We start from the raw sequence: 13,881 nt of genomic DNA on the forward strand, positions 1-13,881 counted from the left end.
GCAAATGCTGTCTGGTGCTTTAGCTTATATTTTGCTCTTGGGTGGTGCTTATGCCGTCGCTTTAGCCTTGTTTTTTGGCTTCCGCGCCATCAAACTGATCTAAAACGATGACCCATTAGGGGCGAAGCATTGCGGCTATTTAATTCCGGGTATTTGCTACCGTCTTTTTTCCGCAATGCTTCACCCATTAGCCATTAGCCATTAGCCATTAGCCATTAGCCATTAGCCATTAGCCAAAATTATTTTAGCGTCTACCATTGATTCCGCTCAGTTTTAGCACATCAATAATATTAGGACAGTAAACAGGCATTCCGAATGTTGACGGATTGACCGGATTCTGGTAAGTAAAATGCCGATAGTCTAAGCTGAACCGATCCCAAGCACTCATTTCAATCCGGAACAAACGGATAAACATATCTGCTAACCAAGGAGACAGGTTAAAGCGATGGGTAATTGGTTTGTTCAAATAGGCGCAAGCTTCCTCGATTACTTCGTTAATCGTCACGGGTTCATTTCCCAACACCAACCAGCGGGAATCTTGCGATTCTGGGGGATAGTCTATGAGATATCTTACCACTTGGGCAATATCTCGTGCGTGGATAAAGTGAAAACTCCCCTCTGCTTGGAAAAACCGAATCAAATCTATTGGTTTTACTTTCAACAGCGGTTTGTCTAAAAAGCGAATTATTTCTGTTTCTTTCATTAAGTCTGGTAATCCGCCGGAAATATGGGAATATGGATGTTTTTCATCGCCTCCTAAAACTAAAGTTGGAAATACCGTAGTCATGCGCTTAGCAATCGGGACGCGGTTTACTTGACGCAAGAAGTCGTATTTGGAACGAATATAATCTGTCCCCGCTTGTCCAGCTTCTTTAAGCAATTGATTTTGGCGATTTAAGACGCTGGCGGTGGAAAAATAAATGATATGCTGACAAACTTTTGGGTTGAGTAACTTCAGCAGTTGGATAGTTTTGAACGTATTTACATCAATTGCTTCCTTTCCTCCCCAAGCTGCCGCCGCCAAAACGGCACAATTCATCGTCTTCAGCAGCTGCCCAAAGCGCTTGATTTCGCGCATATCACCTTCGACAATATGAATACCGGGACGGGCATTATAATCAAATTTGAGTTGATTTGGATTCCTTACTAATAGAAACAGTTCGTAGTCTGTTTTTTCAATCAGAGTTTCTACGATGTAGTGACCGATGCACCCACTCGCACCCGTAATGAAAATCCGCATGGGTGCATCTACTTCTGCGGGCAGATTTTCCTTTTCTCCTTGACTTGTAAGGAAAATATCTGTTTCGCGGTTGGCGATCGCGGGTGGATTTTGTTCTGGTGCCGCGGGTGGGAAAGATTCCCTTTCTCTTCCCGTTTCGATTTCAGATGCCATCATCGCCACTGTTTCGGCGACGACAATCTCTGTTTCGCGGTTGGCGATCGCGGGTGGGAAAGATTCCCTTTCTCTTCCCGTTTCTATTTCAGATGCCATCATCGCCACTGTTTCGGCGACGACAATCTCTGTTTCGCGGTTGGCGATCGCGGGTGGATTTTGTTCTGGTGCGGCGGGCGGGAAAGATTCCCTTTCTCTTCCCGTTTCTATTTCCGATTGACTCTTCGCCACTGTTTCGGCGATGGCAATCTCTGTTTCGGGGTTAGTAATTTCCGGTATTGTTGCTGGCGCGGCGGGCGGGAAAGATTCCCTTTCTCTTCCCGTTTCTATTTCCGATTGACTCTTCGCCACTGTTTCGGCGACGACAATCTCTGTTTCGCGGTTGGCGATCGCGGGTGGATTTTGTTCTGGTGCGGCGGGCGGGAAAGATTCCCTTTCTCTTCCCGTTTCGATTTCCGATTGACTCTTCGCCACTGTTTCGGCGATGGCAATCTCTGTTTCGGGGTTAGTAATTTCCGGTATTGTTGCTGGCGCGGCGGGCGGGAAAGATTCCCTTTCTCTTCCCGTTTCTATTTGAGATTCAATAATGGTAACTTTTTCTGGAGTCGCAGCATCTTGAGGAATTATCAACTCCTCAGACTTGTCAGAGATTGGCGGTGAATCAGACAAACTTGATGGTATAGGAGGAGTGAATCCTCCACTTTCCTGGGGTTTTGGGTTATTTATATCCTCTGGCAACTCGTCTGGTTTCACCGTTCACCTCTGACTTTTTCTTGAGATTTTGGATGGGTTTATTGCTGAATCAATCTAAAATCTGCAATCTGCCATCTCAAATTTTTATGCGTGTACGGCAAGTAATTGATCTGCTTGCTTAGCGGTTTCAAAGAAGAAGGCGGCGTTTTCTTCTGGGGTGGTGGGTAGAATCCCATGTCCCAGGTTTAGAATATGACCTCGGTTGCCAGCTTTGCGAATTGTATCGAGAATGCGTTCTCTGATAAATTCCTTGGAACCAAACAATACGCCTGGGTCGATATTTCCTTGGACTTTGACATGTTTGCCCAATCTTTCCCTTGCTTCTGCCATATCTACTGCCCAGTCTACCGTAACGATATCGGCGCCGCATTTGGGCATTCTTTCTAGCACGCCAGCGCTGCCGCTGACTAATATAATTAACGGCGTATCCGGATGGGTTTGCTTGACTTGATCGAACACCCGTTTTTGATAGGGTAGCGCAAAGGTATCGTAATCTTGGGGACTTAATTGTCCTGCCCAAGAATCAAACATTTGTACGACTTGGGCGCCGCAGTCAATTTGGTAGCGGACGTAGGTGGCGATCGCATCTGCCAGTTTACCCAATAATTGGTGCAAAACCGTTGGGTCGGAAAATGCCATGTGTTTAATCACCGAGTAGGTTTTGGAACCTTTCCCTTCCACGGCGTAAGCTGCTAAAGTCCAAGGCGCACCCACAAAACCCAAAACCGTGGATTTATTGCCCACTTCGGCGCGCAATCCCTGCAAAATTGTTTTAATAAACGGCAGAGATTCTTCTGGGTTTAACTGACGCAGGTTCTCGACTTGTTCAGATGTGCGAATCGGAGAGTGAATTATCGGACCTTTCCCTTCCGCAATGTCCATGTCGATGCCCAATCCGGGCAACGGCGTCACAATATCGGAAAATAAGATTACGCCATCTGGTTGGAAAGCTCTCCAAGGTTGCAAGGAAACTTCAATCGCCACTTCGGGAATTTCCGATCGTTCGCGAAACGAAGGATACTTTTCTCTTAAATCTCGGTATGCTTTCATATACCGTCCCGCTTGGCGCATCATCCAAACTGGAGGACGGTCTAACGCTTCACCCCTTGCGGCACGCAATAATAAAGGTATTTGGCTTGAAAGAGCCATATCTACTTCTACCCTAGTCAGATTTTAAGTGCATTTGCTAGCTTACCACTCAACGCGAAGCCGGGTAATGAGTAATTGGTCGCGGGTCACGGGTACTAGACTTTAAGGGTTTACATATCACAAAACCAACCAATTAGCAACAGGACTTACGCAAGGGCGTTGCCAGAAACCCGGTTTCGACCTTGATCTCTCGCAACCAAACCAACGATTTTTCGGATCACCAAAGTTTCTTTGCGTAAGTCCTAAGCAATTAGCAATTAGCAATTAGCAATTAGCAATTAGCAATTAGCAATTACCCATTACCCATTACCACTCAAAAGCTTAAAATCCCTTCGTCTGCGTCTAGATGCGCCATAATTCCTACAGGTAAGGCGGCGTTGACGCCATCGTGTCCGAAGGGCAGATCCGAGATAATGGGGAGGGAAAGGTCGGATAAGCGATCGCGCAATACTTCCTCTACACTAAAACTAGGTATCCCCGCCACAGGGAAGCAGCGACTAAAACGCCCCAATGCAATACCCCGCACTTTTTTAAACGCCCCGCATAACCGCCATTGTGTCAGCATTCGGTCAATCCGATAAGGCGCTTCCGTCACATCTTCCCAGGCGAGAATAACATTATCTAACCCAGGTTGTATCGGCGTTCCGAGTAAATGCGTCGCCACTGTAAAATTAGCAGGTAATAAAATACCGCTGACCTTTCCCCCACCCCACCCAATTCCTTTTAAAGCTTCTAACTCGTGTTTTTCTACCCAATTAAATAAGCGTTGCAACGACCAATCTGGCTCATCTGCAATTGTAGTCATTAATGGACCATGTACGCCGGAAATTCCCGTTTGGTAAAGACTCCAAAGCAATCCCGTCACATCAGAAAAACCAATTAACCATTTGGGTAATTGGTTATTGGTCATTTGTAATTGCACATCAAATCTTTCTTCTCTCCGCTTCTCCCCATCTCCCCATCTCCAATTTTCCAATAACCGGGCGCTGCCGTAACCGCCTCTGGCACAGAGAATTCCCTTGACATTTGGGTCAATCCATGATTCTAAAAGCTCGTGGCGACGAATTTCATCCGTACCTGCAAGATAGCCCCAACGCTTGTCGATACTGGTGCTAATTTCTACTTGATAGCCACGACGACGCCAAATCTCCACCCCTTGGTAAAATGCCTCAAATTCGCGCATCGCACCGCAAGGCGCAACGACTCGCAGTAAATCTCCTGGTTGTAATGGTGGTGGTATTTGGCACAAATTCATCTTGAGATTACCCAAATATATGTAGGGTCGGGTTTCACCGATAATACATGATTCGCACCCACAATCTAAATAAACCTGCCTCTTATCCCAACAAATTGTTTATCCTCAAAAGAAACCCCATGCATTGCATCATTATCACCGCTCAAACAGACGATAACTCTTTAGACGTTAACCTATCCAATATTTTGCAATTAATCCAACCCCTCGCCTCAAGTTCCCAATGGGATATTTCTGAGTTAGATTGTTCCGGTAGTTCGGCGGATGAATTGCAACAGCTAGCGGATGCTAAAACAAGAGTAAGCGGTACAGACTTGCTGCGGTTAGCTACGAATTTAACCTTATTGCTTGATGGTCTATTTTCCGGCTATTTTGAAGGAAAAAATCAACCTTGGATCTCAATCCGCGCCGCCGATAACGTGGGTTATGAAGTCCAAACTGAAAATCAAGAAGTGCTAGCGCGGATGCGTCAAAATTTCAAAAATGTTACCGATATGACTTATTTTACCCCCGAACAAATTATGGTGCAATATTTAAAAGAATGGGCGCAGGCACAAATCGCTCAAACGGCTCAACCCGAAGTTAGACCCGATATTGCCATAATAGTATTGCAGTTGATCGATAAATTTGAGGCTCTCAAAAATCGTCTGAAGGAATTAGAAGAAATTTGAATAGGGCGGGCAGAATGCCCACCCCACAAGAAAATTAAGTCTCTTGTGGGGTGGGCATCCTGCCTGCCTACGCTTTTTCAGAGAAACCCGGTTTCTTTGCATCAGTCCTGTTCTTGTGGGGTAGGCATCCTGCCTGCCTAACCTACAATATCTTGAAACCATGCCTCGAAGCGATCGCCCAACGCCTCCAAAGAATACTCCATCTCAGCTAAGGCACGACAATCCTTGCGGTTAATGGTATCTAATTTCCCCATTGCCTCGATTAACCCATCCACGCTATCAGGTTCGACCAAAAAACCCGTCTCCCCATCCCGGACAATTTCTGTCGGCCCACCCCGACGATATGATATCACCGGAACGCCACAAGCGAGCGCTTCAATCGCTACATTGCCAAACGCTTCCACCCAACGCGGCGTCATTAAAAGCGCCCGACACTGGCGCAATTGCTGCTGCAACTCATCCGTAGAAAGAAACCCCAAATAATCGATTGGCGCTGAAGGAAAAGCCTCCCAAACCTGCTTCCAATAAGCTTCATCGTGCATCGCACCCATAACCTTTAAACGCAACCCCGCGCGATTGGCAACGGCTACAGCGTCTTCTAGACCCTTTTCTGGGGAAATTCGCCCCACCCATGCCAAACTTGATTGTGGTTCCTCGCAGAAATCGTACAGCGAGAGATCGATGCCATTACCCAAACAGCGACAAGATTGGGCAAAAGGAAACGTCGCCGCCTGCGCCAGACTGTGAACGCCAATAGTACCGGGAAACTGCATCGCCACCCGTCCGATAATTCGATCCATCTCGTCGGAGAGGGAACCCATACTGACTAAATGAGCAACCCGACGCTGAAAAAACGGTGTTAGGTAAAAAGGCAACCAATCGTAAGCAAAATTAACAATTAAATCCCAATCGTTCTGTACTTCCCATGCGTAATCCCACAGATTCGCCAGTGCGGGATTTCCTGGCAGAATAATCGGAGCATCGCGCCCTTGATTTTGAGCATTTAACTGATATTTTCCCGCAATTTGAACAATGGGTAGCGTTCCCAAAACCGAGCCAAAAGGCGCGACAATTTGCAGAGTATGACCGCGCCGGAGCATTTCTTGGGCAATATTTTTCACGGTTAATTCTACACCGCCCCCCAACCCGGTTCCCAGCGGGCCAACGGGAGTAGAGATGAATAACAGTTTAGACATTTCAGATTGCAGATTGAAGAATTGCCGATTTATTTTATCTGGCAAATTGCAGATTTCAAATCTAAAATCTTAAATCTTAAATCTAAAATTCGTTGGGTGGATTCCTGGAACTAGACCGATTTTCCATGCCTGATAAAGTGCGAATTCGGCTTAACTGAGTTAAAGCCCAACGGGCAGTTTCTTGCACTTCTTTATCCGGATCTTCTACAGCGTGGCGTAGGAGTTGGCTAAGTTGACCCAATGATTCGTACATTCGGGTTAGATCGCGGATCGCATTCTTCCGCACCTCTGCATTATCATCTTGCAGCGAAACAGCTAAAGCCCGGTTCATCGGTTTCAGGGTGCGAGTGCCAATTTGGGACAGTGCTTCTAAGATTAAACTGCGTTGCTGGGAATCTGCATCCATCAATAAATCTAACAAAGGCTGCATGGCTCGCGAATCTCCCCGCTGTGCCAGTTCCCAGATCGCTTTACGCCGCTTTCTGGGATCGGGATTGTGCAGATCTCGGATTAATTGATCGACTATATTAACTCTGGTGATGCGAGTTGTTTCTTGTACTGGCAGATTCTCTTCCTGCGATTGTGGGGCTGATTGTTCTGGGTGAGATTGTGGCTGGGAATTTTCTGGATCGGGTTGTTCCGGCAAGGCAGTAAAGGGATTGCTGCCGTTGTTAGCATCATTTGACTTTGATGCTCCTAAATAGTGTTCTGGTAAAGGGGAAATTGGGGTATTGTAGCCGTTCTTGCCCGATTCTATTTCATCGCTGCCAAAGTTGGCCTCAAACTCATCGATATCTAGTACATCGGGGGAGGCTGAATCTGGTAGCGGTTTTTGCTGTTTTGGCTCGGGTTGGTTATCGTAACGTCGCTGCAAGTAGTATAGTCCCCCAGCGATGGCAAAAAACACCACCGCCGCACCGATCCACGCCAAGGACCATTTGTTACTTAAAAACTCGAAAGCCGGAGTTTGTTTGGGGGCAGGTTTTGGCCCCTCAAGGCTTGGTAGCGTATCCGTTGGATTTGGGAAAGGCTTCGGGATAGCCTGGGCTACTACCAACGGCACTGGCGACGCTGAAAATAAATTGTTATTGGTTCTCTCAACGCCTGGGTTGCGTTGGGGTGCCTCACGCTCTTGCGTCGCCGTTGTGCCGACTGAACTGGGGGCAAAGCCGAGGCAAGTGATACAAGTTATTAGAAACAAAACAAAGCGTGGGGGCATCATAAACCAACTCACGGCTAAAAGAGGTAGCCAAACTATCCGCTGGGTAGATTGGGGCTAGTTCAATCCTAAACTGGCATCTACCCAGAAACTATGAAAATACGCTTTGCAGTTTACAGTAAATTTACAAATTTCACTGTGAGTAGATATTTCATCTTATCCGTAAGCCGCATCCGATTTGGCAGTAGCAAGCAGGCGATCGCAAGAGCTTCCCGTAGCAAATCGCCCTATCGTCAAAAATTGCTCCTAGCGCCAAAGTTCTGATTTATATTCTACTGGCACTGGCACCTCCCGCCCTCGCAAGACAGACGAATCTAATTGGCTAGTAGGTTCTTCCAGGGGTTGAGGCATCTTGCCAACGCTTGGCTTGGGTTGGAGGCGATTTGCCAGTATATCCCGCTGATTCACTAGGTATATACTTACCAAGGTTAAGCCGACGCCGCTCCACTCGAGTGAATTGAGCATTTCCGACAAAAACAGGTTGCCAAACAACAGGGCGAATACTGGCGTCAGGAAGGTAAGCGAACTCAAACTCGTCAAACTGCCACTGGATGCGAAGTAGAAGAATAAACCATATGCGATGGCGCTGCCAAATACCGTCGAGTAGCTCAACGCCATCCAACCCGATAGATCGATATTCACCCACTGCTGGCTTTCAGTTGCAGCCGAAAGCGCGAATAACGGCAACCCACCCAAAATCATATGCCATCCCGTAGCCACCACTGGATCGGCATAGCGACAAAGGTGACGCGCGATCGCCGTTCCCACCGCCATCGCCAGTGCTGCCACTAGCATCAACCATTGTCCATAATGGGTCGCGAGCGTTGCCGGTTCTAAGTTGACTAAAGATGGGGAATCGTTGGCAATACCCAGTCCCGATGCCCCAATTTGGTGCAGCCACTCAAAAATCCACTGCTTTGGCAACCCAATCAAACTAATCCCCAACACCCCCAAACCGAGTCCCAGCCAACCAAAGAGTCCGATCCGTTCCCCAAATAACCACAAAGATAATAACGCCACCGCCAGGGGTTGGGAGTCAATCATCACCGATCCCAAACCCGCATCGGTGCGAACCAATCCTGCTGCTAAAAACCCTTGAAACAATGCCCCATCGACTAAAGCAAACAAGCCGATCCACAGCCATGCTAACCAGCTATTGGGTTGCCGTCTTCCCGTCATTGCCGCGAACAACAACACTAACACCCCCGCTGGCACTAAGCGCACCCCAGCCATAAACAGCGGTGTCGTATGGGGAATTACCCCTTTCATCGCCACCATTGCCGTCCCCCACAAGAAAAATGGCGCAATTAACAGCAGGAAAGATCCAAGAAATTTAGATTCATTTCTTTGACTTTCTCGCCCTGCTATGGTAATATTATTCGCTTCTGATTCCGCTGTGGCCGTCAACCTGAAGATGCTGGAAATGTGAAATCGAATTAGTATCCAGTGCATGAAATAGCTCCAAGACTTTCAGAGCTTGGACTCGCTTGTATTGCATCTTATTGTAGAGTATCGTGAATTTCTGTTAAGAATCCGACACATAGAGAAATATCTGTTAAATGAGGTAGAGTTTGGCCAGAAGGCAAGACTTAGGGCTTAAGATAACCGAGCGAGCCAGTTCTACTGGTGAGGGAATAAGGCAAACTAGAATTGCTGGACTCTGGTTGGAACATGGGTGATGGGGAAGACTCTTGAAGATGGGGAAGAATTACGTTCGCTCTGCTTCATATCCCTTGTCTCCCTTGTCTCCCTTGTCTCCCTCTCCCTCTCCCTATTACTTTGACTGCCTATCATGTGGCCTTTTAAGCCTAGATTTCGCAAACAAATTGCTCGGATTGAAATTACCGGCGCGATCGCATCCGCCACCCGCAAACGAGTCCTCGAAGCTCTCAAAACCATTGAGGAAAAACGTTTTCCTGCCTTACTGCTGCGGATCGATAGCCCTGGTGGCACCGTAGGAGATTCTCAAGAAATCTACAGCGCCTTGAAGCGCCTGCAACAAAAGGTCAAGATCGTCGCCAGCTTCGGCAATATCTCGGCATCTGGCGGCGTTTACATCGGCATGGGCGCCCAACATATCATGGCGAACCCAGGTACGATTACTGGGAGTATCGGTGTAATTCTACGCGGCAATAACTTGGAACGCCTGCTGGATAAAATCGGTGTTTCTTTTAAAACAATTAAATCAGGACCGTATAAAGATATACTGGCATTTGACCGAGAACTGACTGATGCGGAAAAAAATATACTGCAAGAATTGATCGATATCAGCTATTCCCAGTTTGTCCAAACCGTAGCCTGTTCGCGCAACTTGGGGGTAGAAACCGTGAGGAGTTTCGCGGATGGGCGTATTTTTACAGGAGAACAAGCATTACAGCTGGGTATTGTAGACCGGCTCGGCACCGAAGAAGATGCCCGACGTTGGGCAGCAGAACTGGTGGGACTCGACCCGGAAAAAACCAGGTGTTATAACTTTGAAGAACGCAAACCAGTGATCAACCGCTTCCTGTCTGAGAAAGCTCAAGCAACTTCGGGTTTGGTAGCGGGGATCAATTGGTTAGAATTCGAGCTGTCTACGAATGGTTTACCTTTGTGGCTGTATCGACCTTAAACGGTCACGAGTCATTTGTCCTGTCCAAACAGCCAATTACCAATTACCAATTAGCAATTAACGATAACAAGACATGGAGGATTTTAGCGTGGAGTGGCAAGTTCGCGCAATTCGCGGGGCAACAACTGTATCAGAAAATTCGGTTGAAGCAATTCGAGAAGCAGTGATGGAACTGCTAGAGCAATTAGAACAGGGGAATCATTTAGACCCCAACGATATTATTAGTGCAATTTTTTCTGCCACCCGCGATCTGGATGCTATTTATCCAGCAGCGATCGCGCGCGAACGTCCCCACTGGGATAACGTGGCACTGTTAGATGTCCAACAGATGCACGTCGAGGGCAGTTTAGATCGCTGCATTCGCTGTCTGATCCACGTTAACGTCCCCAAACCTAACGCGGTAATCTACCATCCCTACCTGCGCCAAGCCAAAAACCTCAGACCCGACTGGAGTATATTGAGCGATCGCAGTCATACCATTGCACCTGTCGCTGGTAGCTGATTGGGGCAGGTGGGCCCAGGGGCAGGTGGGCCCAGGTGCAGGTGGGCCCAGGGGCAGGTGGGCCCAGGGGAATTTGAATGTATATTCTCACCCGCTCACCCGCTCACCCGCTCACCTACTCACCCGCTCACCTACTCACCCGCTCACCCGCTCACCCGCTCACCCGCTCACCTACTCACCCGCTCACCTACTCACCCGCTCACCTACTCACCCGCTCACCCGCTCACCCGCTCACCCGCTCAAAAAGCCCCCTCAGTTGTCTTATGTCTGCGAATTAAGTTAAATTTAGTTAAGATTTGTTATCGGTTCTAATTTTCATGGTGTACCGATTGCTTTGCCGCTTGGTTGGCGCGAAGCATTACATTAACCATCAAAAAATTAGTTGGATCTGAATTTAGAGGCAACCATATGAAATTGTCCTGGAAAGTTGTCCTGCTGTGGACGTTGCCTGCCTTGGTGATAGGATTTTTCCTCTGGCAAGGTGCATTTGCCCCCGCCCCCGCAGATATGGGCAGGAACGCTGCAAGCACTCGCATGACCTACGGGCGCTTTTTAGAATACCTGGATGCGGGTAGAGTCATCGGTGTCGATCTGTACGATAGCGGTCGGACGGCAATTGTCGAGGCGATAGACCCGGAACTAGACAACCAACCCCAACGGTTGCGCGTGGACTTACCCGCCGCCGCGCCGGAACTAATTGCTAAACTGCGCGATAACAAAATTAGTTTTGATGTCCACCCAGTCCGCAATGACGGCGCTATTTGGGGGTTATTGGGGAATCTGGTATTCCCCATTTTGCTAATTGCTGGGTTGTTTTTCCTGTTCCGTCGCTCTAACAACATTCCCGGCGGTCCCGGACAAGCGATGAGTTTTGGCAAATCTCGCGCCCGCTTTCAAATGGAAGCGAAAACCGGCGTTAAATTTGACGATGTGGCGGGGATTGAAGAAGCCAAAGAAGAATTGCAAGAAATCGTCACTTTCCTCAAACAACCGGAGAAATTCAGCGCTGTGGGTGCGCGCATTCCCAAAGGCGTATTGTTAATTGGTCCTCCGGGAACTGGTAAAACTTTACTCGCTAAAGCGATCGCTGGTGAAGCAGGTGTTCCTTTCTTCAGTATTTCGGGTAGCGAATTTGTCGAAATGTTCGTCGGTGTGGGCGCTTCCCGCGTGCGCGACTTATTCAAAAAAGCCAAAGAAAACGCCCCCTGCTTGGTATTCATCGATGAAATTGATGCGGTAGGTCGTCAGCGCGGCGCAGGAATAGGCGGCGGTAACGACGAACGCGAGCAAACCCTCAACCAGTTATTAACAGAAATGGACGGGTTTGAAGGCAATACCGGCATTATTATCATCGCCGCTACCAACCGCCCCGATGTATTAGATGCTGCCTTGTTGCGTCCCGGACGCTTCGACCGTCAAATTTTAGTCGATGCTCCCGATATTAAGGGACGTCTGGAAGTTCTCAACGTCCACGCGCGGAACAAAAAACTAGCGCCGGAAGTATCGTTAGAAGGTATCGCCCGTCGCACCCCTGGTTTTACAGGCGCAGATTTGGCGAACTTGCTCAACGAAGCCGCGATTTTAACCGCCCGTCGCCGCAAAGATGCCATTACGATGGCGGAAATTAACGATGCTGTTGACCGGGTCGTCGCCGGGATGGAAGGTACGCCCCTGGTGGATAGCAAGAGCAAGCGGCTAATTGGTTATCATGAAATCGGACATGCGATCGTCGGCACGCTGCTGAAACACCACGACCCAGTCCAAAAGGTAACGTTAATTCCACGGGGACAAGCGCGGGGTTTGACTTGGTTTACACCGAATGAAGACCAAGGTTTAATTTCTCGCGCCCAGTTGCTAGCGCGCATTACCGGCGCTTTGGGCGGTCGCGCTGCTGAAGAAATTATCTTCGGCGATGCGGAAGTAACCACTGGTGCTGGTGGCGACTTGCAACAAGTATCCGGTTTGGCGCGACAAATGGTCACCCGCTTCGGCATGTCCGATTTGGGACCATTGTCTTTAGAAAGTCAAACGGGCGAAGTATTTTTGGGTCGCGACTTTATGACCCGCGCCGAGTACTCGGAAGAAATTGCCGCCCGCATTGATGCCCAAGTGAAAACGATTACAGACGACTGCTACAAACAAGCCAAGCAAATTATCCGCGATCATCGCACTGTTATCGATCGTTTGGTAGATCTGTTGGTGGAAAAAGAAACAATTGACGGTGAAGAATTCCGGCAAATTGTGGCTGAGTATACTGTCGTTCCGGAGAAAGAACAGTACGTTCCTCAACTGTAATTTCAGATTGTGGATTGCAGAGATTCTGAAATCTAATATCAGCTAATAGATAGGGATGGTGAATATCATCCCTTTTTTTTGTGTCTTCTGAGTGCCGACCTGTTCTTTGGATTTATAGCGGATTGCAGGCGGATGAGTTACAGCGAAAGTTTGTGTAGCGGCAGCCTTAAGACTGCCGCTACACAAACGAAGCCTTTTGGCTGTCCTGACTCGAAAAGCAATCTGCTGTATCCTGTAGGCTCTCCTACCCTAGCGACGGCACAATCTAGCAATCTAAACTCTATTTTTTATATCTAAAGGTATAATTATTTATATATTTAGATAGATAAGATTGCTATTAAATTTATATGTTTAGGTAGATTTAATTTGATTGATTTTGAATATAGCGTTAAGGAATGGTTTTTAGGAAGAGGAACCCTGGCTCATACAGCCTATAAATAAATGTTTCGCGCTGTTTGACTTTTTTTCAGGACTTACGCAAAGAAACCGGGTTTCTACGAAGAAACCCGGTTTATGACCTCGTGGCCCGTAAGTCCTATTTTTGATGAATATTACACAGAAATACTTGTCATTGGTGACAGGGTTAGATAATCTTTTTATTAAAGAAATACCTGGAAAGTCCTGATGGCAAATTCTGAAATATGATGAAATTAAAGGCACTGGGTCCATACTCTCTATCTATCGTCTCAATCCTGCTCGGTGTAGGATGTGGGATGCCAGCGATCGCTGCCTCTCCTTTTGAAGTCTGGTTAGTCGATCAGTCCAACTCACCAGGACTTAATTATGGCGGGAACATAGCTATTTACGATGGGGGCGCTCTCACTCTAGGCAGTTCCCCTC

Annotated in this window: 11 protein-coding genes and 1 pseudogene; 6 read left to right on the plus strand and 6 right to left on the minus strand. The window is 47.8% G+C overall.

What is annotated here, in order from left to right; translation table 11 throughout:
- Positions 1 to 4: 4 nt before the first annotated feature.
- Positions 5 to 103, plus strand: coding sequence for a cytochrome b6-f complex subunit PetL (gene petL, locus MiSe_RS31520; RefSeq protein ID WP_307731573.1), 99 nt, complete (start codon positions 5 to 7; stop codon positions 101 to 103).
- Positions 104 to 244: 141 nt separating this feature from the next.
- On the opposite strand, the gene MiSe_RS52240 is transcribed toward petL, so the two are convergent.
- The 3 genes from MiSe_RS52240 to MiSe_RS31535 form a co-directional block, all read right to left on the minus strand.
- Positions 245 to 2,146 carry an NAD-dependent epimerase/dehydratase family protein gene (locus tag MiSe_RS52240; RefSeq protein ID WP_307731574.1) on the minus strand — a complete coding sequence of 634 codons (1,902 nt, stop codon included), beginning with the start codon at positions 2,144 to 2,146 and terminating at the stop codon, positions 245 to 247.
- A gap of 84 nt (positions 2,147 to 2,230) precedes the next feature.
- Positions 2,231 to 3,295 carry a uroporphyrinogen decarboxylase gene (gene hemE, locus MiSe_RS31530; protein WP_226587559.1) on the minus strand — a complete coding sequence of 355 codons (1,065 nt, stop codon included), beginning with the start codon at positions 3,293 to 3,295 and terminating at the stop codon, positions 2,231 to 2,233.
- Positions 3,296 to 3,608: 313 nt separating this feature from the next.
- Positions 3,609 to 4,550, minus strand: a complete 942-nt coding sequence (locus tag MiSe_RS31535; protein ID WP_226587560.1) for a S66 peptidase family protein — start codon at positions 4,548 to 4,550, stop codon at positions 3,609 to 3,611.
- Positions 4,551 to 4,669: 119 nt separating this feature from the next.
- Between MiSe_RS31535 and MiSe_RS31540 the strand changes: the two genes are divergently transcribed.
- Positions 4,670 to 5,218, plus strand: a complete 549-nt coding sequence (locus tag MiSe_RS31540; RefSeq protein WP_226587561.1) for a hypothetical protein — start codon at positions 4,670 to 4,672, stop codon at positions 5,216 to 5,218.
- A 137-nt stretch (positions 5,219 to 5,355) separates the two neighbouring features.
- On the opposite strand, the gene MiSe_RS31545 is transcribed toward MiSe_RS31540, so the two are convergent.
- From MiSe_RS31545 to MiSe_RS31555, 3 genes are all read right to left on the minus strand, one after another.
- The gene (locus MiSe_RS31545; protein WP_226587562.1) at positions 5,356 to 6,414 is read right to left on the minus strand and encodes a glycosyltransferase family 4 protein; all 1,059 of its coding nucleotides are present in this window, start codon (positions 6,412 to 6,414) and stop codon (positions 5,356 to 5,358) included.
- Positions 6,415 to 6,496: 82 nt separating this feature from the next.
- Positions 6,497 to 7,636, minus strand: a complete 1,140-nt coding sequence (locus tag MiSe_RS31550) for a HEAT repeat domain-containing protein (protein ID WP_226587563.1) — start codon at positions 7,634 to 7,636, stop codon at positions 6,497 to 6,499.
- A gap of 243 nt (positions 7,637 to 7,879) precedes the next feature.
- Entirely contained in the window at positions 7,880 to 8,911 is a 1,032-nt protein-coding gene (locus MiSe_RS31555) for a DMT family transporter (RefSeq protein WP_373872915.1), read from the minus strand.
- Between the two features lie 511 nt (positions 8,912 to 9,422).
- Here MiSe_RS31555 and sppA point away from each other — a divergent pair.
- The 4 genes and pseudogenes from sppA to MiSe_RS31575 form a co-directional block, all read left to right on the plus strand.
- Entirely contained in the window at positions 9,423 to 10,244 is an 822-nt protein-coding gene (sppA, locus tag MiSe_RS31560) for a signal peptide peptidase SppA (RefSeq protein WP_226587572.1), read from the plus strand.
- A 73-nt stretch (positions 10,245 to 10,317) separates the two neighbouring features.
- On the plus strand, positions 10,318 to 10,746 hold the full coding sequence (gene aroH, locus MiSe_RS31565) for a chorismate mutase (RefSeq protein WP_373872913.1): 429 nt from the start codon (positions 10,318 to 10,320) through the stop codon (positions 10,744 to 10,746).
- A gap of 408 nt (positions 10,747 to 11,154) precedes the next feature.
- The gene (ftsH2, locus tag MiSe_RS31570; protein ID WP_226587565.1) at positions 11,155 to 13,041 is read left to right on the plus strand and encodes an ATP-dependent zinc metalloprotease FtsH2; all 1,887 of its coding nucleotides are present in this window, start codon (positions 11,155 to 11,157) and stop codon (positions 13,039 to 13,041) included.
- Between the two features lie 641 nt (positions 13,042 to 13,682).
- Positions 13,683 to 13,881, plus strand: a pseudogene (locus MiSe_RS31575) (hypothetical protein); the annotation flags it as partial.

Origin of the sequence: Microseira wollei NIES-4236 (assembly GCF_020521235.1) — a bacterium.
Taxonomy (GTDB): domain Bacteria; phylum Cyanobacteriota; class Cyanobacteriia; order Cyanobacteriales; family Aerosakkonemataceae; genus Microseira; species Microseira wollei.